This window comes from Mycobacterium gordonae, assembly GCF_017086405.1.
Taxonomy (GTDB): Bacteria; Actinomycetota; Actinomycetes; order Mycobacteriales; family Mycobacteriaceae; genus Mycobacterium; species Mycobacterium gordonae_D.
In genome coordinates, this window is the sequence record NZ_CP070973.1 from 6,157,676 (window position 1) to 6,181,900 (window position 24,225).

The window sequence follows — 24,225 nt, forward strand, 5'->3', positions numbered from 1 at the left end:
GGCTCTACCACCGCTAGAGGGTCGGCAGTCCGTTGGCGCCGCGCAACCCGAGCAGTTTCCCGCCGATTCCACCGACACCGCCGTCGCAACCGAATGCCGGGCCGTAGCCGGCGTCGCCCCCGTCGCCGCCGTTGCCGAACAGGCGCGCATCACCGCCGTCTCCGCCGACCCCGCCGCCGCCTGATGCGGCGGTCCCCCCGTCACCGCCGTCCCCGCCCGGGCCGATCAGGCCGGCCCTGCCACCCACTCCCCCGGCGCCACCGGCGCCGGGGGCGGCAAACCCGCCCGAACCGCCGACGCCACCGTCGCCACCGAAACCGTAGAGCAGCCCGGCGTCACCTCCGGCGCCGCCGGTCCCCCCTCTGGTGCCGCTGGCCCCACCGGCTCCGCCTGCCCCGCCGTCGCCGAACAGGATGCCGGCATCACCGCCGCCACCGCCCGGCCCTCCTTGGAGATGACCGATGCCGCCCGCACCACCCGCACCGCCGGTTCCATAGAGCAAGCCGGCCATACCGCCGGCTCCGCCCGTACCGCCGAGAGCGCCGCTGGTTCCGCCCTCGAGATGGCCGGCACCGGCGGCCCCACCGGCGCCACCGGTTCCCGCCAGCAAGCCGGCGCGACCGCCGGCGCCGCCGTCACCGCCCGCCGCACCCCCGGTACCGCCGGTCCCCCCGACCCCGCCCGCGCCGTACAGCAGGCCGGCGGCCGCCCCGGACCCGCCGCCGCCGCCGTCGACGCGACCCGCGCCGCCGGCACCTCCTGACCCGCCGGTACCGAAGATCCAGCCGCCGTGGCCGCCGGCACCGCCGGCACCGCCGGTACCGGTCACGCCGAGACCGCCGGTGCCACCGACGGCGCCATGGCCGAATAGAGGTGTCACCCCTCCCGTCCCGCCCGATCCGCCGATGCCGGTGACCCCGAGTCCACCGATCCCGCCGGCGCCTCCCGTGCCGAACAGCCCACCGAACCCTCCGGGACCGCCGGCCCCGCCGTCGATCTGGCCGCTGCCACCGCCGCCGCCGGCACCGCCACTGCCGAACACCGCGCCGGCCCCGCCCCGGCCACCTGCGCCGCCGGCGCCTGTGGTGGACGAACCACCGGCGCCACCAGCGCCGCCTCTACCGAATATGCCTGCCGCCCCGCCACTGCCACCGTTCTGGCCGCTCCCGCCCGACCCACCGTTACCACCGTTGCCGAACAGCAGTCCGCCCGCTCCCCCGGCCGCACCCGTCCCGGGCTCCCCGTCGGCACCATCGCCGATCAGCGGGCGGCCCAACAACGCTTGTGCCGGTGCATTGACGGCATTGAGCAACTCCTGAAGCAGCGCGACACTGCCCGTTTCGGCCGACGCGTACGCCTGTGCACCGCCGCTGAGGCATTGCGTGAAGATGTCATAGGAAGCCGCCACCCGCGCGCCGGCCGCGTGGAACTGTCGGGCGTGGACACCGAACAACGCGGCCACCGCGGTCGATACTTCGTCGGCAGCGGCAGCCCTGATCGCGGTCGTCGATTCGGCTGCAATTGCGTTGGCTTCGTTTACAATTGAACCGATCCAGGACAGATCCGCGGCCGCTGCCGCCACCACCTGAGACGACACAGTGAGGAACGACATCGTATTTGCCACCGCCATACCGACAGGACTATCCAACCATCTTCAACGTTAGGCGTGGCAACCGTCACGGACCAGCACAAGGTTCCGAACGGTCAGTTGCACCTGGCAGAAGAAACTTTCCAGATGTGTTGATTTGCGCCTCAGACAATCTTCTGTACAAAAGCTTCTGATAGACGCTCGATACCGCACACCGATAGCGTGGGTTGCGAGCAGAATGGAGCGCGGTTATGAAACCCTGGCTGGGCCGCCAATGAATTTCACTGCAAATCAACCTCTCTCATCGTTACTTGTCGCGGACTTCTCCCGGGTGCTAGCCGGGCCGTACTGCACGATGACGCTGGGCGACCTCGGCGCGGACGTCGTGAAGGTGGAGCGACCGGGAGGCGGGGATGACACTCGGGCCTGGGGGCCTCCGTATGTCGACGGGGAAAGCACTTACTACGTCGGCGTCAATCGCAACAAACGCAGCGTCGTGCTGGATCTGCGCGACGCCGACGATCTGCGGCTGGCCAAGACACTGGCCGACAACGCCGATGTGCTGGTGGAGAACTTCCGGCCCGGCACGATGGCCGGGTTCGGTCTGGACGAATCGACGACCCGGCAGACCAATCCCGGCTTGGTGTATTGCAGCATAACCGCTTTCGGTCAGGATGCCGGTGCGCACCTGGCCGGCTACGACCTGCTCGTCCAGGCACTCGGCGGGCTGATGAGCGTGACCGGCCCGAATCCTGGCCAGCCCACCAAAGTCGGGGTCGCCGTCGTCGATGTGTTGGCAGGTCTGTTCGCCACGGTAGGCATCCTGTCGGCGCTGCGGGAGCGCGACCGCACCGGCCGGGGTCAACACGTGGAGATCAACCTGATGTCCACGCTGTTATCCGCACTGGCCAATCAGTCAGCCAGTTATGTTCTGGCGCAGAAAATCCCGCAGGCGATGGGAAATGCCCATCCCAGCATCGTCCCGTACGACACCTACCCCACCGGCGATGGAATGATCGTGCTGGCAGTGGGAAACGACAAGCAATTCGGTCGACTCTGTGAGGTCTTGGGTGTGGGCGACCTCGCACAGGATGTGCGATTCCGCACCAACGAGGCCAGAGTGTTGAATCGGGAGCGGCTGCGCGACCGGCTGGAGTGGGCGCTGTCGGCGCGGTCCGCCCGGGACTGGACCACCGCCCTGACCGATGCCGGCGTTCCCGCGGGCGCGGTCAACAACATCGCCGAAGCCTTCACGTACGCGTCCCGTCTCGGGTTGCAGCCGATCCGGCAGAGCCGCGACGACGACGGACCACTGGGCCGTCAGGTAGCCAGCCCGATCAGTTTTTCCGACACCCCGGTGACCTACCGGACTCGTGCCCCCAGACTCGGAGAGCACAATACCGAGATCCGTTCGTGGCTTGCCGGTCTCGAGGCCGAGCGTCAGACCGCCTAACGAAAGCCGACCATGACGAACGTCTCCCGGCCATATCGGCCGACCTGGTATTCAATCGAACGTTTTATGCTGGTAATTGCCGCTCGCGCAACTACCATCTGAGCCCGTGGAGCTTTATCAGCTGCGGTACTTCCAAACGGTCGCCGAGGTCGGCACGCTGCGCGACGCCGCGGAAAGACTGGCGGTGTCGCAATCGGCCGTGAGCAGGGCCATCGCCATGCTTGAACACGAGATCGGCGTGGAGTTGTTCACCCGGCGCGGCCGGGCCAACGAACTCAACCGATTCGGGGAAGCCTTCCTGCGGACCAGCCTGGCCTCTCAACGCAGCCTCGAGACTGCCGTCGCGGGCGTGCGCCAGCTGGCGGGCGTCGACGCGGGGACGGTGGCCCTGGGTTTCCTCGTCTCGCTGGGGGTGGCCACGGTTCCCCGGCTGATTCGGCGTCACCACGATCAACACCCGGCGGCGCGCTTCGAACTGCGCCAGTGCGCCGGCCCCGCCCTGGTCAATGATCTGACCACCGGTGTCATCGACGTCTGCCTCAGCTATCCCATGGCCTTCGACGAATCGCCAGGGGTGAAGTGGCACAAGCTCTTTACTCAGCAGCTCTACGCCGTCGTAGACCGCGACCACCCGTTGGCGCACCGAGACGTGATCGGCTTCGAAGAGCTCGCCGACCAGAAGTTCGTGGCCCTGGACCGCAACCACACGCTGCGGCGAATATTCGACGACGCGTGCACACGCCATGACATGACGCCTTCCATTGCCTTCGAAGGCACCGACATCACCACCCTGCGCGGTCTGATCGGGGCGCGACTGGGCGTCGGAGTGCTGCCGAAGGCAGCGACGCCGCCGCCGGACATCGTCGAGATCGCGGTCGACGACCCACAATTGGTTCGGCCCATCGCCGTCGGATGGATGACCAACCGGTACTTGCCGCCGTCGGCCGCCGCGTTCCGCGACACCGCGATAGCGTCGTGTGGGCTACCGGATCAGGATTTCAGCGCTTAGCCACGTAGACAAAGATCTAGCGGCACATGCCTATTGGAAGCGCTAGGCAGGTCCATCGGCGCCGCTGCGACCGAACAGCTGACCGCCACGACCCCCGGGGCCACCCGTGCCGCCCTGCCCGGCGCCAGCGCCGGCCCCGCCGTCGCCGCCGTTGCCGAACAACTGGGCACTGCCACCATGGCCGCCCACACCGTTGTTCAGCGGAGCCGCGAAGCCCAGCGGTATGGCGCCCGCGCTACCGCCATTGCCGCCGTTGCCGTAGAAGAATCCACCTTGGCCGCCGTCCCCGCCGACACTGGTCTGCCACACCACGCCTTCGGCACCGGGCGTACCGGTAGCACCGCCGTCGGCGCCGGCGCCGCCGTTGCCCCAGAGTTGCGCGTCGCCGCCGTAACCGCCGAGGGCACCCGGACCGGCATCGCCACCCTGATTGCCCCCTGTTCCGCCGTTGCCGCCGGCGCCCCCGGCGCCGGCGTTGCCACCGTTGCCGATGAGACCGCTCTTGCCGCCGCCACCACCGAAACCGCCGAAGCCACCGTTCCCGTTGAACGTCAGCCCACTGGGATTGACGCAGTTACCCCCGCTTCCGCCGTTGCCAGCAACGCCGCCGGCTCCCCCGTCGCCCCAGATCAAGCCGCCGTTCCCGCCCGCGCCGCCGTCGGCGCCGTTCCCCCCTGCTCCGCCACTGACGGCGGTTGCCACGGTAGCCGACTGCCCGGTCCCGCCGTCACCGCCGTTTCCGCCGGCCCCGCCGTTGCCGAACAGCCCGGCGTTACCTCCCGCACCGCCCTTGACGTAGACGTTGCCGCCGTCGGCCCCGCTGATGACGCTGGTGTCCGGCACGAATGAGCCGCCGTTGCCGCTGTTTCCACCGGCGCCGCCATTCCCGTACAGCCAGCCGCCGTGCCCGCCATCGCCGCCGTTGCCTGCGGTTCCGCCGCTGCCGCTGGCGGGTCCGCTCGCGGTGGCACCGGTGGCGGCGCCACCGTCGCCACCGGTGCCCCCGACTCCGCCCTGCCCGAACAGGAATCCGCCGGTACCACCGGCCCCACCGGCACCGCCATTGCCGCCGTCCTGGCCCGCACCGGGTACGGAAGCGGCACCACCGGCACCGCCGCTGCCACCGAGCCCGCCCTGGCCGCCGAGCCCGTAGAGCCATCCGCCCGCGCCGCCGGCGCCGCCGTTGCCGCCGGCCTGCCCGGGTTGGCCCGGTGCGCCGTCAGCGCCGGCTCCGCCGGCACCCCCCAAGCCGCCCGTGCCGATGAGACCGGCCGCTCCCCCGTTGCCGCCGCTCTGACCAACGCCGCCAGATCCACCCCGACCGCCGTTGCCCAGCAGCCACCCGCCGTTGCCGCCATTCTGTCCGGTCCCCGCGGCGCCGTCGGCGCCGTTTCCTATCAGCGGACGCCCCGTGAGCGTTTGCACCGGATTGTTCACAACATCCGACAGTTGTTGCAGGGGTGAGGCATTGAGAGCTTCGGCAGCCGAGTAGCGGCTCGCGCCGGCCGCGACGAGCTGGACGAACTGATCGTGGAAGAGCGCCGCCTGAGCACCGAGCGCTTGATACCACTGACCGTGGGAGCTGAACAGTGCCGCAAGGGCAGCCGACACCTCATCGGCGCCGGCCGCCAGAACCGCGGTGGTGGGCCCCACGACCGCTACGTTGGTCTCGCTGATCGCGACACCGATCGCAGCGAGATCCGACGCGGCCGAGCTGATGATCTCTGGCGCTGCAATCACATACGACATCGACGCGCTCCCTAACCGTTTCATGCGTGCGGGCCCTGCCACTACGGTAGGGAAGTCAGATATCCGCTTCCAGTAGAAGATTCCGAATAGAATCTTGCGTCTAGTGCAACCGTGACGCCCGTCGCCGGCACCGTCCGTCGCCGGCACGGGGAATGGACAACCATGCGAAAGCCCCTGGCGCCGGCCCGTTCGGTCATCGGTTTGGCCGCACACCTCGGCCGCGGTGTCGGTCGGGTCGCCACCGACGCGATCGTCGGAAGTCGCGCCAGGCTGCCGCGCGCCGTCGCCGATCTCAGCGCGGGCGTCCTGTCCGATGTCATGGGCACCGAGGTCGCTTCGATGAGCGTCCTGACCGCCGACGCGGGGACCTCGACCCGCGCGCGCCTGGCGCTAACCGGATACGGCGTCCCGCCAACGGCGTTCGTCAAGCTGGCAGCCCAGACGCTCTACACCCCGTCGGCCGACGTCACCTCCCTGCTGACCGGCTCCATGATGAACACCTCGATCAAGCGACTCCGCGGGCGCACCGACATCCCGGTCGAGCGGGGCCGATTCATCGCCGACAACTATCGCGCGGTTGCGGCCCTGATCGACGCTGCCCCACACACTGTCATGCACGGCGACGCCCATCTGGGCAACGTGTACTTCCGCGACGGCAGGCCCGGACTGCTGGATTGGCAAGCGGTGCGCCGCGGACATCCCTCCCGCGAGCTGGCGTACACCCTCGTCACGAGCCTGACACCACCGGACCGCCGGGCGGCTGAACGGGAACTGCTCGACCAATACCGCCTTGCCCTGGCCGGCCATCGGCGGACCCGACATTGGCGGCGACGAACTGTGGCGGCGCTACCGGCAGGGTGCGCTGTATGCGTATGTGGCGGCTCTGATCACCGCCGGGATGGGCGGTATGCAGGTCGAAGACATCGCCTTGGAGGGTTTGCGGCGCGCCGTCATAGCGCTGGATGATTTGGAAACCATTGCCGCACTGCGCGATTCACTGTGAGTGAGCGCGACAGCGCTCCAACAGAATTTGCGGCGGTCCGGCGCCCTGCGGTGGTCCGCGCGCGTCGCCGCGAAGCAGCACCAGATCGGGCAGCGTCCCCGACGGTGCCTTCCGGCAGACGGTTCCCCCGACTGCCGCGCGTATTGTAGAAGGTAGATGTTTCGTTCCAGTAAATTTCAGCTCACACGACTACCGGAAAGGTCAACGCATGACGACACGACAACGGCGTCGCGTCGCCCTGGCGCTCGCCAGCCTGCTCGCAGCCGCCGTGATGGCTACGCCGATCCATCCTGCCGACGCCCGCATCCAACCCGTTAACTTGCCGCCACATCACACCTTCTACGGCGCCATCGCCTACGGCCACGACGGCTCATCGGGTAAAGCATGGCGGCAGAAGAACAAATCCATGGCGGAGCGACTGGCCTTACAGCGCTGCGGTGCAACCACCTGCACCGTGGTCGCCAGCTTCACGAAGTGCGGTGCGGTCGCCCATGACGGCGCCACCTACCACGGCGGCGTGGGCCTGTCCCGGCAGGCGGCCGAACAGCGCGCCATCGCCAATCTCGGCGGCGGCTGGGTCGTCAACTGGGCATGCCACTGACCGGAGCGTTCAATCCCGTTTCCCAGCAATATAATTCGCTGGCCGCCGTAGAATCCGAGGCTACTCGAACTCGTAGCATAGGAGCACGGCAGTGGACAGCGAAACATACCAGCGTGGACGGCAGATCCGCTCCGAAGTCCTGGGCAAGGAATACGTCGACAACGCGATCGAACAGGCCGACGACTTCACCGGGCCGTTGCAGGACTTGGTCACCGAGTACTGCTGGGGCGCGGTGTGGGGTCGCGACGGCCTGACCCGCAAGACTCGCAGCATGCTCAATCTGGCGATGACATCGGCACTGAACAGGCCGCACGAACTGCGCACCCACCTCAAGGCCGCGCTGACCAACGGTGTCACACGCGAGGAGATCCGCGAAGTCTTTCTGCAGGTCGCCATCTACGCCGGGGTGCCTGCAGCAGTCGACAGCTTCCGCACCGCCGGCGAGATCTTCGCCGAGCTGGACAACGGTTGATCGGATGCCAATCGGGTTCATCGGTCTGGGCAACATGGGATTGCCCATGGCCCGGCGACTCGTCGACGCCGGCCACGACATCGTCGCTTTCGACACCTGTAGCGACGCGCTGGCGCGCCTCGGGGCCCCGGCCGCGACGTCGCCCCGCGACGTGGCGGATCGCGCCGAGACCGTGCTGGCGAGTCTTCCCAACCCTGCCGTCTGCCTAGAGGTGGCGACCGGGTCCGCCGGGGTGATCGAAGGCGCGCGCGTCAAGCGCTACGTCGACCTGTCCACCGTCGGCCGTCCGACGGCGGCGCAGATCCACGAGCTGCTCGCACAACGTGACATCGTCGCTCTGGACAGCCCGGTCAGCGGCGGAGTCAGCGGCGCCGAGCGCGGCGTACTGGCACTCATGGTGTCGGGCCCGCGCGCCGAATTCGACGACCTCGAGCCGGTGCTCAACGCGCTGGGCCACCCCTGCTACCTCGGCGACACGCCGGGTTCGGCGCAGACGATGAAGCTGGTCAACAACATCCTGGCCGCTAACGTGCTGGTGGCGACGGCAGAAGCCGTGGTGATGGGCGTCAAGGCCGGCCTGGACCCGGCCATCATGATCGACGTGCTCAATGCGGGCTCGGGTGCCACCAGCGCCAGCCGCGACAAGTTCCCACGGGCGATCCTGCCGCGCACCTTCGACTACGGGTTCGCGACCGGACTGATGGTCAAGGATGTCCGCCTCTATCTCGAAGAGGCTCGAGCACTCGGCGTTACGGTCGAGCTCGCCGAGACCGTGGGCCGGCTGTGGGAAGCCGCGGCGGCGAGCCAAGGCGCCGATTCCGACTTCACCTCGGTGATCAAGCCGTTCGAAGAGGCCGCCGGCGTCACCGTCCGACCGGCAAGACGCTGAGTTACATTTCGATTAGAGAATGTTATTATCCGGTTTTAAGAACATTACTCGCAAATAGCAATGCAAAAGCGCCGTTAGCAGGACATATGCCGTGACGACGGGAGGATGGACTACATGATCGAACACGCCGACGGGACGCGTACGCCGGTCATCGACGCCAGTGTCCACATCTTCTTCCCCACCAATCAGGACCTGCGTAGCTTCTTGCGCGAGCCGTTCAAGAGCCGCGGCTTCCCCGACTACGAGATGGACTGGTACGGCGCGCCCGGCAGCGAGTACGCACCCAACACCGAGGGACCCGAGCGCGGTCGCCGCTATCCCGGTTCCGACCCGGACTTCGTTGCCAATGAGCTGTTTCTCAATCGCGGGGTGGATGTCGCGATCCTGCACCCGATGGGGCGCGGGATCATGCCGGACCGTCACCTGGGCACCGCACTACATGCCGCCCACAACGAGATGATGGTGTCACGCTGGCTCGAGCACGCCGAGTTCGGCGACCGGTTCCGCGGCACCATCCGGGTCAACCCCGACGACATCGCCGGCGCGGTACGCGAACTCGAGAAATGGCGCGGGCATCCACGCGTCGTGCAAGTCGGCGTTCCGCTGCAGTCGCGCGAGGTGTACGGCAAGCCGCAGTTCTGGCCGTTGTGGGAAGCCGCGGCGGATGCGAACCTCCCGGTGGCCGTGCACATCGAGTCGGGCGAGGGCATCGGGTTCCCGCCGACGCCGTCCGGGCATACCCGCACCTACGAGCAATACGTCAGCTTCATGGCGCTGAACTACCTGTATCACCTGATGAACATGATCGCCGAGGGCGTCTTCGAGCGGTTTCCGGCGCTGAAGTTCGTCTGGGCGGACGGTGCCGGAGACTTCATCACGCCGTTCATCTGGCGGATGGACACCTTCGGTCGCCCGCACCTGGAACAGACGCCGTGGGCTCCCCGGATACCGAGCGACTACCTACCCGGCCATGTGTACTTCGTCCAGGGTGCGATGGACGGGCCCGGCGACGCCGACTTCGCCGGTGACTGGCTGCATTTCACCGGTAAGGACGACATGGTGATGTTCGGGTCCAGCTATCCGCACTGGCAGTGCGGCGATGTGACCAACCTGCCCCAGGCGCTTTCGGCCGAGCAGCGCGAGAAGTTGTGCTGGCGGAACGCGGCCGGGCTGTACGGCATAGACATCACCGTCGGCTCGGGCGCACAGTAGAAGTGAGTACTTAGGAGAATGCCATGTCGCTGACCCATATGCACGAGAGGGTTCCGGCCGCCGAGCGCATCGCCGTCCGATGCGTCGACTCGGATGTCCACCCCGTGCCCAAACGCGGTGAAATCACTCAGTACATCCCAGAGCCCTGGCGCAGCAAGTTCTTCCTCGACCACAAGGTCGGGGAGTTGATCTATTACGACGCACCGGACTACGCGCACTCGTTCGCGATGCGGGTCGACACCTTCCCGCCCGACGGCGAATTCCCCGGCAGTGACCCGGATATGGCGTTTCGTCAGCTCATCATGGAGGCGGGCTCCGACATCGCGATCCTAGAGCCGGGCGGGCGTACGCCACGGCTACCCGAGGCACACCAGGCCTACTCGACCGCCCTCAACCACTGGCAGGCCAACCATTGGCTGGACAATCACAACAACTGGCACCAGCGCTGGCGCGGGTCGATCTGCGCGGCCGTCGAAGATCCGGCCGGCTCCGCCCGCGAAATCGAGGAGTGGGCGGGCCACCCCTACATGGCCCAGATACTGATCAAGGCCGAGCCGCGCCCGTCCTGGGGCCACCCCATGTACAACCCGATCTGGGAAGCGGCCACCAAGCACGACATCACGGTGAGCTGCCATCTGTCCCGCAGCAACTACGAGATGCTGCCGACACCACCGGTCGGATTCCCCAGCTACAACCACGATTTCATGGTCACCTACTCGCTGTTGGCCGCCAACCAGGTGATGAGCCTGATCTTCGACGGCGTGTTCGACCGGTTCCCCACGCTGCGCATCGTGTTCGTCGAGCACGCCTTCACCTGGATCCTGCCGCTGATGTGGCGGATGGACGCGATCTATGCGGCCCGCACGTCACGCGTCGACATCAAACGAAAGCCGTCGGACTACGTCAAGGATCACATCAAGTTCACCACCCAACCGCTGGACTACCCGGAGGACAAGACGGAGTTGACCCGCATGCTGGAGTGGATGGAGTGCGAGAAGATCCTGTTGTTCTCCTCGGACTACCCGCACTGGACGTTCGACGATCCGCGTTGGCTGGTCAAGCATCTACCCAAAGGCGCGCGCGATGCGGTGATGTACAAGAACGGCATTGCGACCTATCACCTGCCGGAGACCGTGCCGGTGCTCGAGGGACAGGTCCGGGTGCTCTGAATGCTCGAGGAGAATCCGCGACCCCGCCTGGCTCAGGGTCGCGAACACGTCGTCGCCACGGTGGACGAGATCCCGCCGGGTACGCATAAATTGGTGCCGATCGGGCGGCACGGCGTCGGCGTGTACAACGTCCATGGCACCTTCTACGCGATCGCCAATTATTGTCCGCACCAGGGCGGTCCGCTGTGTTCGGGACGAGCGCGCGGACGTACCGTCGTCGACGAGACGGCCGCGGGCGACGCCGTGATGGTGCGCGACCTGGAATACATCTACTGCCCTTGGCATCAATGGGGTTTCGAGCTGGCTACGGGTACTACCGCGGTCAAGCCGGAGTGGAGCATCCGCACCTACCCGGTCCGGGTGATCGGCAACGACGTCTTGGTGCAGGCGTGACGCGGCCGGGCGTGTCGTCACTCGAGATCAACGGCGGCCACGTCGTCTACGAAATACTCGGCGACGCGGGCGATCTCATCGCCCTGACGCCGGGCGGCAGGTTCAGCAAGGACATCGAGGGACTGCGCCCGCTGGCCGAGGCTCTGGTTAACGGCGGCTACCGGGTACTGCTGTGGGACCGCCCCAACTGCGGCGCCTCCGATGTGCAGTTCTACGGTCAGAGCGAATCCCATATGCGGGCCGAAACCCTGCAGAAGCTGGTGACGGGACTCGGTTTCGAACGGTGCATCTTGGCCGGAGGCTCGGGCGGCGCAAGGGATTCGATGCTCGCCACGATGCTCTATCCGGACCTAATCACCAAGCTGGTGGTGTGGAACATCGTCGGCGGCATCTACGGGACGTTCGTGCTGGGGTCCTTTTACATCGTCCCCAGCATTCTCGCGGTGCGGGGCACCGGCATGGACGGCGTGATCAAGGTGTCGGAGTGGCGCGATCGCATCGCAGAAAACCCGGCGAACAAGCAACGGTTTCTCGACTTCGACAAAGACGATTTTCTCAAGGTGATGCTGCGCTGGCTCAACGCGTTCGTGTCCAAGCCCGGCCAGACTATTCCGGGCGTCGAGGACGAGATGTTCGACCGCATCCAGATTCCCACGTTGATCATCCGCGGTGGCGAGAACGACATGGATCATCCCAAGCGCACGTCTTTGGAAGTCAGCTGCCTGATCAAGGGTTCACAGCTGATCGACCCACCGTGGCCGGAGGACGCCTGGGAGCGCGCGTCAGAAGATCGCGCGGCCGGCCGGGTGACTCACTTCAACATGTTCGACACCTGGGTGCAGGCCGCTCCCGCGATCCTGGATTTCCTGAGATCGTGATGCCGTCACCGGGCGCGGATGTGGACCTCGCAGTTCAGCGAGGCCTCCAAGGCGGTGTGAATCCGGCTTTCCGGAACTCGTTCGAGGTCGGCCTCGCGCAACGTGACGTAGACGACGTCGTAGCCGTCGTCACCCGGCTCACGCACGATCTCGCCCGACAGGCCGAACGCCGCCAGCACACCGTGCGCGTCGGCGTCGGTTCCCCGGCTGATGAAGGTGACCACGCCGACTCTCGGTTCTGTGCCAAAGGCCTTGCTGCACAGCTTGGTTGCCGCAGCCGTGGTCGCCTCGACGTCCGCACCGGTGATCAGAAGTTCGACCTCCCGCCGGCTCGGCGGCCTGCCGGCAAGGTCGTTTTCGACTATCTCAGCACCGATTTCACGAGTGAGACCGAGGAGCGTGGCCATGCCCTCACCTAACTGCGCCGGCGTGAGCACACCGGTCTGGTCGACATTGACGCGCACCACCGCAGTCCGCATGCGGCCAAGCCTAACCGGAGCCGGCCGATGACCACCGCCGACGTCGCGATCAGCACCGTCGCCTGGCCCGGTTTCCCGCCCCGGTTGCTGACCGAAGGCCGCGAAGATCTTGCGGCATATCGCGAACGGGGTGGCTACCGACTGCTCGCCGACGCCGACGCGCTGCTCGCCGAAGTCGACGCCAGCGGTCTGCTGGGCCGCGGTGGTGCGGCCTTTCCGCTTGCGGTGAAGTTGCACACGGTGCGAGCCAATGGGCGTTGCAGTGGATCGGTGGTCGTGGCGAATGGTGAAGAGGGGGAGCCCGCTTCGGTCAAAGACCGCTGGTTGTTGCGCAACCGGCCGCATCTGGTCCTCGACGGGCTGTGCCTGGCAGCGACGTTGGTCGGCGCCGACCGCGCCTATGTTCTTGTTTCGGAAGCTGATTCGGCGCGCAGCGTCGAGTCGGCGTTGAGCGAACTCGGCTCGCGTGACGTCAGCATCGAGGTGTTCCCGGTGCAGCCGGGTTATGTGGCCGGCGAGGAGACCGCGGCGGTGCGGGCCGTCGACGGCGGACCGGCCAAGCCGACCGACAAGCCGCCGCGCCCCTTCGAATCGGGGGTCGGCGGACGCCCGACGCTGGTGAGCAATGTCGAAACACTGGCCAACCTGGCCTACATCCACGGCCACGGCTCGGCGGTGTTCCGCGCGCAGGGCACCGTGAAGTCACCGGGCACCTTCCTGGCCACCATCACCGGTGCGGGCAAGCCGGCCGTTCTCTACGAACTCCCGCACGGCCTGCCTTTCACCGAACTGCTTGCCCGCCATGGTGTTTCGCCGGACATTCTACGGGGCGTCCTGATGGGTGGTTACTTCGCCGGCCTGGTCAACGGCAGGGTGCTGGAGACCACCCTCGATCACGAGACGATTCGCGGCATCGGCAGCGGTTTGGGCTGCGGCGCAATCTCGTTGATCACCGACGAATGCCCGGTCGCGGTCGCGGCCGCGGTGTCGGCGTACTTCGACCGCGAGAACGCCGGGCAGTGCGGGTCGTGTTTCAACGGCACCGCCGCCATGGCCGCCGCCGCCGGCGCCCTGCGCGACGGCGCCGCCACCGCAGAAGATGTCGAGCGGCTGCGCCGCTGGTCGGTGGTGCTGCGGGGCCGCGGTGCCTGCGCAACGCTGGACGCGGCCTGCAACGTCGCGGCGACCCTGCTCGACCAGTTTCCCGACGAGGTGGCAACCCATCTCGACGGGACATGCCCGGATTGCAGTCTTGGGGCTTATCGCGCCGAACGCCCCTTCGAGGTAATGGGGGGATCATGAAAATCCGCCTGGACCGCACCATTTGCGACGGCTTCGGTTTGTGTGGCAAGCGTGCACCTGGCTATTTCACGCTCGACGACTGGGGCTATGCGAGTCTGGCCGGCAACGGCACTGTGCCGGCCGACGACCACGACAAGGTGATGCGGGCGATATTGGACTGCCCGGTGCACGCCATCACCGAGATCGGCGAGCCCAAACCAAGCATCCCGCAACCCGAACTGCACGACGAAGACGATCCCGCCTCGCACGTCAAGACCGAGGACAACGAAGCGGAGTGGGGCTTCATCCGGTGACGGGCCGCTGCGCGGGTCTGACCGCGCTGGTGACCGGCAGCAGCAGAGGCCTGGGTAAGGCGATCGCGCAGCGGTTGGCCGGCGAGGGGGCTACGGTCGCCGTCACCGGCCGCACGATGGAGCCCGACCTCAAATACCAGGGCTCGCTGCAGGAGACACTCGCCGAGATCGCCGCTGCCGGCGGATCGGCCATCGCCGTCCAAGCCGACCTGTCGAAGACCGAGGACCGTGAGCGCCTGTTCGCCGAGGTAGTGCATTGTATCGGCGCTCCTGACATCCTGGTCAACAATGCGGCGGTCACCTTCCTGCGGCCACTCGATGAGTTTCCGGAGCGCCGGGTGCGCCTGATGATGGAGATGCATGTCCTGGCACCGCTGCACCTGACGCAACTGGCCATCCCCGCGATGCGTGAGCGCCGCCGCGGTTGGGTGCTGAATGTGACCTCCGTAGGCGGCGACCTGCCGAGTGGCCCGCCCTTCGACGAATTCGACCGCAGCGCGGGATTCGGCATCTACGGCACGGTCAAGGCGGCACTGAACCGGCTGACCAGAAGCCTTGCGGCCGAATTGTATGAAGACGGAATCGCCGTCAATGCGGCTGCCCCGTCGAAACCGGTTGCCACACCTGGTGCCGGCAGCCTCGACCTGGCGAAGACCGACACCGAGGACATCGGGCTCATCACCCAGACAGTGCTCGAACTGTGCACCGGCGACGCCAGCACGATGACGGGTCGCATCGCGCACACCCAGAGCTTTCTCCGCGAAATCGGATGGCTGAGCTGACCTTCGAGGAGTTGAGCAGCCGGCTCGCTGTCGAGGGATTGCACCCGCTCGGCGGCGGAGCCTCCAGCCTGACTTACGCCGGCCAGCTCGCAGGCCGGCCGGTGGTGGTGAAGGTCGCTCCCGCGGGTGTCGCGCCGACGGGCAATCGCGACGTGCTGCGCCAGTCCCGCATCATCAAGGCGCTCAACGGGACAGCGATACCAGTCCCCGGGGTGCTGTGGGAAGACCCGGGCAGCCCACCAGAGGTGCCGCCGCTGATCGTGATGTCCCGCCTCGACGGGAGCTCGCGGGAACCGTTGTTCGATTTCGAGGATGTCGCCCAGTCGAAACCTCTGGTGGCCAACCTGTTTCGTAATGCCGCCGCGATGATGGCTGGGCTACACCGGATCCAACCCGCCGAGATCGGTCTGGCCGGCGAGCCTGTGGTCACCGCCGGCGCCGAGATCGACCGCTGGTGTCGGGCATTGGAGACGGTGGAGCCGGCGCTGGCGCCCGGATGGCGCGACGTGGGTGCTGCGTTGCACGCCTCGCTACCTCCCCCGCTGCCGCCCGCCCTGGTGCACGGCGACTTCCGACTGGGCAATCTGCTCGCGGTCGGTGATCGGATCACCGGCGTCATCGACTGGGAGATTTGGTCGGTGGGAGATCCGCGGGTCGATGCCGGGTGGTTTCTTATCAACAGCGATCCGTTGACCTATCGGCGTGACACACCCTGCGTGGGCTGCACACCGCCAGTTGACGAGTTGGCCCGGATCTACCAAGCGGCAATGGCAGTGCCGTTACCCGACCTCGACTGGTTTCAGGCACTAGCTTGCTTCAAGTCTGTCGCGACCTGGTCGCTTATCGTCAAGCACAACCGTCGGCGCACCCGCCCGGAACCCGCTATTGAAGAGGTGTCGGATATCTTGCCGCACTTATTGTCTCGCGCGCGCCGGTACCTGCACTAGGACCGCGGGACGCCCGCGAGCTGTACCGCGAACTTCCGCTCCGCCGCTTCCCGCAGCCGCAGCAGGTGCTCGGAGGGGAACAGGTCCGGGGCGGGTTTGCGGTCCTTGAGCAGTAGCCGGGCCAGCACCGTCTTGTGCACCTCGGTCGGCCCGTCCGCCAGCCCGAGCACGAACGACTCGACCAGGTGCTGCACGAACGGCATCTCGTGCGTGGTGCCCAGAGAGCCGTGCAGCTGCAGCGCCCGCGCCGACACGTCGTGCAGGACCTTCTGCATCATCGCCTTCACCGCGGAGATATCGGCGCGGACGGCCTTGTAATCATTGTACTGATCGATCTTCCACGCCGTCTGCAGAGTCAGCAGGCGGAACGCCTCTATCTCCATCCACGAGTCGGCCACCATCTCCTGGACGAGTTGCTTATCGCCCAGCAGCTGGCCCTGGGTATGACGGGAAACCGCACGCTCACAGAGCATGTCGAAGATCCGGCGCACCAGCCCCACGGTGCGCATAGCGTGGTGGATGCGGCCACCTCCGAGCCGGGTCTGCGCGACCACGAACGCGCCGCCGCGCGGTCCGAGCATGTGGTCGGCGGGCACCCGTACGTTGTCGTAACGCACATAGCCCTCACGACCACCGCCGAGCGGCTGGTACCCGAGTCCCACGTCGCGCAGCACACGAATACCTGCCGTCTCGCCGGGAACCACGAACATCGAATGGCGTTCGTAGGGCGGAGCTTCCGGATCGGTGACGGCCATGACAATCAGAAAGACATCTCACGAAGTTAAAGGTCAAGCCGCGAGCTGGAGAGGAGGTGGGAACGCAACATGTTCGTCGTAGAGCTGGCCGGTGTGCAGGCAGTGGTGGAGTTGGCCGAGGAATTTGTTGAACAGGTGTCGTTGGGCTTGATGGTTCCAGTCTCCGGCTGCGCGGCGGGCGTCGAAGTGCCTGCGGGCTCCCGGGGAGGCGCGCAGCGATGCCAGGGCCCAGATCGGGCCGACAGCGTTGAGGCGACGGTTTTTGATATGGCGTTGCAGGACAGCGGTTTTCTTGCCGCTAGCACGGGTGATCGGCGCCGATCCGGCGAACGCTTTGAGTCCGCGGGCATCGGCGAAACGGGTGCGGTCGTCACCGATCTCGGCGAGCACCCGGGCACCGGCGAGCATCCCCAGTCCGGGGAAACTGGTGATGATCTTGGCGTCCGGGTGTTGGTCAAAATGGGCGATCGCCGCCTCGGCGAGTGCGTCGGCGGCAGCGCAGGCCGCGTCGAACTGGCTCAGCAGCGCGGTCAGGTGAATGCCCATCGCGTTCTCCACCACCGGTGGCTGGTGCAGGTAGGTGTCGGTGAAGATGTCGCGCAGCCGCTCGACGTCACGGTCGAGGTAGCGTTTGCGGCCGGCTTTGATCAGCAGCCGCCGCAACCGGGCCGGCGTCAGGTTGGCGGCCTGAGTGGGCGTCGGCGCGGCGGTCAGGACGGTGCGGGCATCGGCGCGGGCCAGTCCGCCTTCGGGCAGGCCGGCGAACGCGACCAGCGCGGCCGGGTAGAAGTCTTTGAGGAGATCGCGGATCTGATTGCCGACCTGCTGACGCGCCCAGACCGCGTCCTGCTGGGCCCGGGCCAACACCCGGATCGCTTGGGCCAGATCGGTATCGGCCGGCAACGGGCGGTGCGCGTCTGGGTCGGTGCGCACGATGTTGGCGAGCAGCACCGCGTCGGTGGCATCGGATTTGGCGCCGGAGACCGAGTACCGGGCCCGGTAGCGGGAGGCAGCCAGTGGGTTGATCGGATAGATCACCCGGCCGGTTTCGCGCAACGCCGCGACGAACAGGCCACGGTCGGTTTCGATCCCGATCGGGATCGGATCCTCGGCGGTGTCGCCGGCTTCGGCCAGCAGCGTCAGCAGTGCGGCGAATCCGGCGGCGTCGTTACTGACCCGGCCGCGGGCCACCACTTTGCCATCGTCATTGATCACCGCGACATCGTGATGGGCTGTAGCCCAATCAATTCCGCAATACTGTCTCAATGTTCCTTGACTCCTTCGGTTGATCATCGTGCTGTTACCGGTGGACTCACGCGGCGCCCTAATCGTGGGACTCAAAGGTCCGTCATCTCACTAGCCGTCCGTGACTCCAGCGCACCGCAGGACTTCGTTCTGTCGAAGAGCTCAAGGCTCGGGAACAACCATCGGGAAGTCAACCCTGCGGCAGGCTCGGGCAACGGAATCCCACCACCTCACCGGGAGGTCTGCCGCCAGGCGCGCCGTTCTTTCAGAAGTCGTCGAACGACGGGACAACTCAGGCGTCACCTGGCAGCAGACCGATCAGAAATAGTCCCGGTCATTTCGACCGATCAACCCATCCCTACAAACGATTAGGATGCCATCGACGCGAAGGATGAGAACCATTTCTCCCCGTTGATGATCCACTCGTCACCGTCGCGGACCGCCGAGGTCGTGAAGATCTTCGGGTCGGCGCCGCCCTGCGGCTCGGTCATCGAAAAGCACGACACGATGCGGTTATCCAGCAACGGCTCCAAGTATCGTTTCTTGAGTTCCGGGGTGCCGTAGTGAGCCAGAATCTCGCTATTCCCCGAATCGGGCGCCTGCGAACCGAAGACGATGGGGGCACACTCCGACCGACCCAGGATTTCGTTGAGCAGTGCCAATTTCAGCTGCCCGTACCCGGGCCCGCCCAGATGCGGCCCGAGATGGGTGGCCCACAGACCTCGCTCCTTCACGACCTGTTGCAGCGGCGGAATCAGGGCTTGACGAACCGGGTCGTTGAGATCGTGCGACTCCTTGACGAGCAGGTCAACCGGCTCGCACTCTGAGCGCACAAAGTCGTCCACCCAGGCAAGTTGCGCCGCCCACTCCGGGTCAGTCGAGAAGTCCCACGCCACAGGCCAATCCTTTCCCTTTATCCCTGCGACCACTTCTGGCGAAGCGCGGCAGCCTCGGCGGTGGCATGACTGATCACCTGGTTGCGATTCTCCAGTTCAACTGCCGAGTCAAGGCCCGCAGCATCGGTATTCACCTGTAGCGCGCGCTTGGTGAGCTGGACGCCGAGCGGCGTGAGGTCGGCGATCCGGTCCGCCAAGTCCAGCGCGCAGTTGTCCAATTCCTCCGGAGCAACCAGTTGACTGACCAATCCGCGGCGGTCCGCCTCCTGCGCGGGCACGGTCCGGCCGGTGAGCATCCAGTCCGCGGCAACGCTGGTGCCGACGATGCGCGGCAGGTGGTAACTTATGCCCATCTCAGCCCCCGACAACCCCAGCAGGATCGCGGCGTTCCCGAATGTCGCTGCCGTCGAACAGATCCGGATGTCGGCCGCCAGGCACAACGCCAGACCAGCACCCACACAAGGGCCGTTGACGGCCGCGATCACCGGTTGCGGCAGATCCCGGATCGCCTGCGGGAGCGCGGCCATCGACTCCTGAAAGCGCAACCGGTCGATGGCCGGGTCGTCGGCGGCCGGAATTCCCGCTCCGAAGTCGCGCACGTCCAGTCCGGAGCAGAATCCCCGCCCCTCCCCGGTGATGACCACGGCACGGGTGCCCGCGGCCAGATTCGCAAGCGCCGAGGTGAGTTCCGCCAGCATCCCGTGGTTGATGGCGTTCAACCGCTGAGGGCGGTTCAATCGGAGCACCGTCACACCGGCACTCGGTGACTGCTGAAGCACACTCACATCAGGATCCGCTCGAAGGTGTCCGCGCTGGCACGCTGGAAGAGATGATAACGTAATTCTCGGTTTCGCATAACGGCGCTACCGTGCGGAGGTGACGTGTCAGCAGCACCGGGACGCCCGCTGCCCCAGCTCACTGACGAGAACGAGTTCTTCTGGAAGGCAGGTGCTGACGGCGTCCTGCGGTTCCAGGAGTGCCGGACCTGTCAGTCGCTGATCCACCCTCCTGCACCGGTGTGCCGCTACTGTCGTGGCCACGACATCGGCGTGCGCGACGTCTCGGGCCGGGCGACGCTGGCCGGGTTCACGGTGAACCACCGGTTCAGCGTGCCCGGCATGCCGGCGCCCTACGTGATCGCCGAGGTCGCCATCGCCGAAGATCCGCGAGTTCGGTTGACCACCAACATCATCGACTCAGACCCCGGCGACCTGCAGCTCGGCCAAACCGTCGAAGTTGTGTTCGAACAGATCGAGGATGTATGGCTGCCGCTATTCCGTCCAGTCCCCGGTGCTGAGCCGGGCCCGCTGCCCGAAGACGAGATCGCGCCGGAACGCTTCGGCGATCACGTCCGCCCGATGCTGACCACCGAGAAGTTCGAAGACAAGGTCGCGCTGACCGGAATCGGTATGTCACCGATCGGCCGCCGGCAAATGGTGCCTGCCCTGTCGCTGACCGTGCAAGCGTGTGAGGCGGCGATCGCCGACGCCGGTCTGAGCTTCGACGACATCGACGGCCTTTCGACCTACCCCGGCGGGGGAAACTTCGGCGGGTTCAACGAGGGCGGGGTGACCGCGCTGGAAGCGGCCCTGGGCATCCGGCCGACGTGGCACAACGGCGGCATGGAAACCTTCGGCCCGGGCGGGTCGGTGATCGCGGCGATGCTCGCCGTCTCCGCCGGACTGGCCCGACACGTGCTGTGTTTCCGGACGCTGTGGGAAGCCACCTTCAACGAGTTGATGAAGCAGGGCAGGATCGTCCCGTCCGGCGGGCGAACCGACAGTTGGCAGTGGCCGTTCGGCGCCACGTCGGCGGCCCACACTTTGGCGATCAACGCCCAGCGCCACTTTCACCGCTATGGCACCAACAAGGAGACGTTGGGCTGGATCGCGCTGAACCAGCGTGCCAACGCCGTACTCAACCCGAGCGCCGTCTATCGCGACCCGATGACGATGGACGACTACCTCAACGCCCGACCCATCACCACCCCTTTCGGCCTGTACGACTGCGACGTCCCGTGTGACGGCGCCATCGCCGTCATCGTCTCGGCCGTCGACGCCGCCCGCGACCTGGCCAAGCCACCCGTCCTGGTCGAGGCGGTGGGAACCCAGATCATCGAACGTATCGACTGGGACCAGAGCACGCTCACCCACGAACCGCAGGTGCTGGGGCAGTCCGCGCATCTGTGGACGCGAACATCGCTGCGCCCCAAAGATGTCGACGTCGCCGAGCTGTACGACGGGTTCACCATCAACTGTCTGTCCTGGCTCGAGGCGCTCGGCTTCTGCGGCATCGGCGAAGCGCGTGAATTCCTGGACGGGGGCAAGAACATCGCCCGCGACGGCCTCATACCGCTCAACACCCACGGGGGGCAGCTCTCCCACGGCCGCACCCACGGCATGGGCCTAATGCACGAGGCCGTCAGCCAGTTGCGCGGTGAGGCCGGTGATCGGCAGGTCGCCGGGGCCCGGGTCGCGGTGGTCAGCAGCGGTGGTTTGACGCCCAGCGGTGTGATCCTGCTGCGGGTCGACGCATGACTGCTGTTACTCCCCGCCCGCGCGTGGTCGTCGTCGACGGCGTGCCCATGTCTGGCGTCATCGCCGAGGCAGACGAGCCCAAGGCCGTCGTCGTGGCGATCCACGGCGGGGGCACCACCGCGGTCTACTTCGACTGCCCGGGGCATCCCGAGTTGTCGTTGCTGCGTTTGGGATCGGCGCTGGGTTACACGGTGATCGCGATCGACCGGCCGGGGCATGGCAGTTCAGGGCCGTATCCGGAGGCGGTGCAGACTCCCGAACAGCGCGTCGATCTCGCATACGGTGCGGTCGAACGCATTCTCGGTGAGCGATCACGCGGTGCGGGGCTGTTCATACTGGGCCATTCCGGTGGGTGTGAGCTGGCGACCCGGATGGCGGCCGACGACCGGGGCGCCGGATTGTTGGGCCTGGAACTCGGCGGCACCGGCCGGCGCTACCACGACGCCGCCAAGGAGATCATGAAGGCGGCCGCTGTCAAGGAGCGCCCGCCTGGCACCCGCGAGCTGCTGTGGGAGCCGATCCGGCTGTATCCGCCCGACATTCTGCGTGGGGTCACCAACTCCTCGACGTCCCCGCCCTACGAACGGGATGTGGCGGTGAACTGGCCACACCGGTACTTCCCGGAACTGGCGCCGGCGGTGCGGGTGCCGGTGCGGTTCACGATCGGCGAGCACGACCGGGTGTATCGAGGCGACGACGACAAGCTGGCCGAAATCGCCGGAATGTTCGCTCAAGCACCCGTTTTCACCGGCAACCGGTTTCCCGACGCGGGACACAACCTCAGCCTCGGACTCAACGCAGCCGAGTACCACCGCAGCGTGTTCGCGTTCGTCGACGAATGTGCGGCGGCCAACGGCTCGAGTGGGAAGCCGACTTCACCGTCGTCGAGCGTGAATCCAGCGTCACGCTCGACGGGAGCGGGCCCGGAGGCTGGTTGATGTGCCGCCCCAGAATGGGACCTTCGACCACTTTTCGCCAGGCCCGGAAGCCGCTACCGTTAGCGTTACAGTCAGGCGTTCAGCTGTAATGGTGTCAGCCCGCAGCTCAGCAGCAAGGAGCGTTCAATGACCAAGTCGAAGGTCACCTTTGATCCGTTCTCCGAGGACTTCTTCAACGGCGCCTGGGACACCTATCGGCGCATGCAGGAAGAAGCGCCGGTCTACTACAGCGAGGAGTATGACTTCTATGCGCTGACCCGGCACGCCGACGTGGCGGCCGGCCTGAAGAACTTCCAGACCTACTCATCGGCCTACGGCATCGACCTGTCGATGGTGCGGACGGGCAAACCACCGGAGCAGAAGTCGATCATCTTCATGGACCCGCCCGATCACCGGCACATGCGCAGCCTGCTCAACAAGGTGTTCACGCCGCGCGCCATCCAGGACCAGCGGGAGATGGTCGGCGAGAAGATCGACAAGTACCTCAGCAGGGTCGATCCGGACCGATTCGATGTGGTGCAGGATTTCTCGGGGCCGTTCCCGGTCGAGGTGATCACCACGATGCTCGGAGTGCCCGAAGAGCATGCCCAGCGGGTGCGTCACCTGATCGACGAGTCGCTGCACCGCGAACCCGGACAGGTCGAGGTCGGCGAACGCGGCATGCAGGCCAACATCGAAACCTGGATGCTGTACTACGAGCTCCTGCAACAACGTCGCGCCGAGCCGCGCGACGACCTGTTCACCAAGCTGATCAACGCCGAGATCGAGCGCGAAGACGGTCAGATGACCAAACTCGACGACATCGAGATAGCAGGCTTCGCAACACTATTGGGTGGCGCCGGAGCCGAGACGGTGACCAAGCTGCTGGGCAATGCGCCGGTGGTGTTCGCGCGGTTCCCCGAGCAGTGGCAGAAGTTGCTCGAGGACCGCAGCAAGATCCCCGCGGCGGTCGAGGAGCTGCTGCGCTACGAGGCGCCCTCCCAGTATCAGGTTCGTTGCTCATTGAAAGACGTTGAGCTGCATGGCGTGACCATACCCGCCATGAAACCGGTGTTCCTGATCAACGGCGCGGCCAACCGCGATCCCGCCGCCTGGACCAAGCCCGAAGAGTTCGACATCGACCGCGACCGCCACGAAGCGCTCAACCTGAGCTTCGGCTACGGAATCCACAGCTGTCTGGGCGCGGCGCTGGCCCGCATGGAGAGCTGCATTGCGCTGGAGAAGTTACTCAACTTCATGCCGCGCTATGAGGTGGACTGGGAGAACTGCAACCGCGTGCATATGCAGAATGTCGCAGGATGGAAGAACGTTCCAGTAAGGGTGCTGCCATGAGAATCGAAGTCGATTGGGATCTGTGCGAGAGCAATGCCGTGTGCATGGGCATCGCACCTGACGTGTTCTTGTTGGGCGATGACGACATGCTGACGGTCCTGCAGCCAGAGGTCACCCCAGAGAACGAGGAACTGGTCCGTGATGCGGTGCGGCAGTGTCCGCGGCAGGCCATCTCCATCGTTTAGCTGAGCCGCCCATTGCTGAAATGTGGTTCTAATTGTCGAAACGCCAACCACTTTCGGCGCAGTAGCGATACACTCTTCCTTCCGGTCGGGTCGCCGGTTGCCCAGGTAACGGTCGTCC

Annotated in this window: 22 protein-coding genes and 3 pseudogenes; 18 read left to right on the forward strand and 7 right to left on the reverse strand. The window is 66.4% G+C overall.

Translation table 11 applies throughout. The features are described from left to right. Positions 1–13: 13 nt before the first annotated feature. A complete protein-coding gene (locus JX552_RS26315; protein ID WP_205874723.1) occupies positions 14–1,612 on the reverse strand; it encodes a PE family protein in 1,599 nt (532 codons plus the stop codon). A 250-nt stretch (positions 1,613–1,862) separates the two neighbouring features. Between JX552_RS26315 and JX552_RS26320 the strand changes: the two genes are divergently transcribed. Together JX552_RS26320 and JX552_RS26325 are read left to right on the forward strand one after the other, a co-directional pair. Next, a complete protein-coding gene (locus JX552_RS26320; protein ID WP_205874724.1) occupies positions 1,863–3,041 on the forward strand; it encodes a CaiB/BaiF CoA transferase family protein in 1,179 nt (392 codons plus the stop codon). 106 nt (positions 3,042–3,147) lie between these two features. Further along, complete coding sequence (locus tag JX552_RS26325; protein WP_205874725.1) at positions 3,148–4,050, forward strand: LysR family transcriptional regulator; 903 nt, start codon at positions 3,148–3,150, stop codon at positions 4,048–4,050. Positions 4,051–4,092: 42 nt separating this feature from the next. Here JX552_RS26325 and JX552_RS26330 read toward each other — a convergent pair whose 3' ends face one another. After that, on the reverse strand, positions 4,093–5,799 hold the full coding sequence (locus JX552_RS26330) for a PE family protein (RefSeq protein ID WP_205874726.1): 1,707 nt from the start codon (positions 5,797–5,799) through the stop codon (positions 4,093–4,095). A gap of 162 nt (positions 5,800–5,961) precedes the next feature. On the opposite strand from JX552_RS26330, the pseudogene JX552_RS26335 reads away from it, so the two are divergent. From JX552_RS26335 to JX552_RS26370, 8 genes and pseudogenes are all read left to right on the forward strand, one after another. Beyond that, positions 5,962–6,802 (forward strand): annotated as a pseudogene (locus tag JX552_RS26335) (phosphotransferase family protein). Between the two features lie 208 nt (positions 6,803–7,010). Beyond that, entirely contained in the window at positions 7,011–7,403 is a 393-nt protein-coding gene (locus JX552_RS26340) for a DUF4189 domain-containing protein (RefSeq protein ID WP_205874727.1), read from the forward strand. A 91-nt stretch (positions 7,404–7,494) separates the two neighbouring features. Beyond that, a complete protein-coding gene (locus JX552_RS26345) occupies positions 7,495–7,875 on the forward strand; it encodes a carboxymuconolactone decarboxylase family protein (RefSeq protein WP_205874728.1) in 381 nt (126 codons plus the stop codon). A 4-nt stretch (positions 7,876–7,879) separates the two neighbouring features. Further along, the gene (locus JX552_RS26350; RefSeq protein ID WP_205874729.1) at positions 7,880–8,764 is read left to right on the forward strand and encodes an NAD(P)-dependent oxidoreductase; all 885 of its coding nucleotides are present in this window, start codon (positions 7,880–7,882) and stop codon (positions 8,762–8,764) included. A gap of 114 nt (positions 8,765–8,878) precedes the next feature. Next, complete coding sequence (locus tag JX552_RS26355; protein WP_205874730.1) at positions 8,879–9,976, forward strand: amidohydrolase family protein; 1,098 nt, start codon at positions 8,879–8,881, stop codon at positions 9,974–9,976. Between the two features lie 23 nt (positions 9,977–9,999). Next, entirely contained in the window at positions 10,000–11,145 is a 1,146-nt protein-coding gene (locus JX552_RS26360; protein WP_205874731.1) for an amidohydrolase family protein, read from the forward strand. Further along, a complete protein-coding gene (locus JX552_RS26365) occupies positions 11,146–11,538 on the forward strand; it encodes a Rieske (2Fe-2S) protein (protein ID WP_205874732.1) in 393 nt (130 codons plus the stop codon). It abuts the gene before it with no gap. Positions 11,539–11,549: 11 nt separating this feature from the next. Next, positions 11,550–12,416 (forward strand): alpha/beta fold hydrolase, encoded by an 867-nt coding sequence (locus JX552_RS26370; protein WP_205878700.1) that lies wholly within the window; start codon positions 11,550–11,552, stop codon positions 12,414–12,416. Between the two features lie 5 nt (positions 12,417–12,421). Here JX552_RS26370 and JX552_RS26375 read toward each other — a convergent pair whose 3' ends face one another. After that, positions 12,422–12,895, reverse strand: coding sequence for a hypothetical protein (locus JX552_RS26375; protein ID WP_205874733.1), 474 nt, complete (start codon positions 12,893–12,895; stop codon positions 12,422–12,424). Between the two features lie 27 nt (positions 12,896–12,922). Here JX552_RS26375 and JX552_RS26380 point away from each other — a divergent pair, with 27 nt between their 5' ends. The 4 genes from JX552_RS26380 to JX552_RS26395 are packed head-to-tail and all read left to right on the forward strand — an operon-like array spanning position 12,923 to position 16,219. After that, on the forward strand, positions 12,923–14,197 hold the full coding sequence (locus tag JX552_RS26380; protein WP_205874734.1) for an NADH-ubiquinone oxidoreductase-F iron-sulfur binding region domain-containing protein: 1,275 nt from the start codon (positions 12,923–12,925) through the stop codon (positions 14,195–14,197). Next, positions 14,194–14,490 carry a ferredoxin gene (locus JX552_RS26385; RefSeq protein ID WP_205874735.1) on the forward strand — a complete coding sequence of 99 codons (297 nt, stop codon included), beginning with the start codon at positions 14,194–14,196 and terminating at the stop codon, positions 14,488–14,490. Before JX552_RS26380 ends, JX552_RS26385 begins: the two co-directional genes overlap by 4 nt. Continuing rightward, complete coding sequence (locus JX552_RS26390; protein ID WP_205878701.1) at positions 14,487–15,272, forward strand: SDR family NAD(P)-dependent oxidoreductase; 786 nt, start codon at positions 14,487–14,489, stop codon at positions 15,270–15,272. Before JX552_RS26385 ends, JX552_RS26390 begins: the two co-directional genes overlap by 4 nt. Then, a complete protein-coding gene (locus JX552_RS26395) occupies positions 15,260–16,219 on the forward strand; it encodes a phosphotransferase family protein (protein WP_205874736.1) in 960 nt (319 codons plus the stop codon). The genes JX552_RS26390 and JX552_RS26395 overlap by 13 nt, the downstream gene beginning before the upstream one ends. Here the strand turns inward: JX552_RS26395 and JX552_RS26400 are convergent. From JX552_RS26400 to JX552_RS26415, 4 genes and pseudogenes are all read right to left on the reverse strand, one after another. After that, positions 16,216–16,986: pseudogene (locus JX552_RS26400) on the reverse strand (acyl-CoA dehydrogenase family protein); the annotation flags it as partial. The gene JX552_RS26395 and the pseudogene JX552_RS26400 sit on opposite strands and share 4 nt — an antisense overlap. Before the next feature lie 21 nt (positions 16,987–17,007). Next, positions 17,008–18,267, reverse strand: a complete 1,260-nt coding sequence (locus JX552_RS26405; protein WP_205873902.1) for an IS110 family RNA-guided transposase — start codon at positions 18,265–18,267, stop codon at positions 17,008–17,010. Positions 18,268–18,590: 323 nt separating this feature from the next. Further along, a pseudogene (locus tag JX552_RS26410) lies at positions 18,591–19,115 on the reverse strand (acyl-CoA dehydrogenase family protein); the annotation flags it as partial. Positions 19,116–19,132: 17 nt separating this feature from the next. Further along, on the reverse strand, positions 19,133–19,900 hold the full coding sequence (locus JX552_RS26415; RefSeq protein WP_205874737.1) for an enoyl-CoA hydratase/isomerase family protein: 768 nt from the start codon (positions 19,898–19,900) through the stop codon (positions 19,133–19,135). Between the two features lie 96 nt (positions 19,901–19,996). Here JX552_RS26415 and JX552_RS26420 point away from each other — a divergent pair, with 96 nt between their 5' ends. The 4 genes from JX552_RS26420 (at position 19,997) to JX552_RS26435 (ending at position 24,107) form a co-directional block, all read left to right on the forward strand. Then, the gene (locus JX552_RS26420; protein ID WP_205874738.1) at positions 19,997–21,652 is read left to right on the forward strand and encodes a thiolase C-terminal domain-containing protein; all 1,656 of its coding nucleotides are present in this window, start codon (positions 19,997–19,999) and stop codon (positions 21,650–21,652) included. Further along, positions 21,649–22,590, forward strand: coding sequence for an alpha/beta hydrolase (locus tag JX552_RS26425; RefSeq protein ID WP_205874739.1), 942 nt, complete (start codon positions 21,649–21,651; stop codon positions 22,588–22,590). The genes JX552_RS26420 and JX552_RS26425 overlap by 4 nt, the downstream gene beginning before the upstream one ends. A 126-nt stretch (positions 22,591–22,716) precedes the next feature. Continuing rightward, positions 22,717–23,922, forward strand: coding sequence for a cytochrome P450 (locus JX552_RS26430; RefSeq protein WP_205874740.1), 1,206 nt, complete (start codon positions 22,717–22,719; stop codon positions 23,920–23,922). After that, positions 23,919–24,107 (forward strand): ferredoxin, encoded by a 189-nt coding sequence (locus tag JX552_RS26435; RefSeq protein WP_205874741.1) that lies wholly within the window; start codon positions 23,919–23,921, stop codon positions 24,105–24,107. Before JX552_RS26430 ends, JX552_RS26435 begins: the two co-directional genes overlap by 4 nt. The last annotated feature ends 118 nt before the right edge of the window (positions 24,108–24,225 follow it).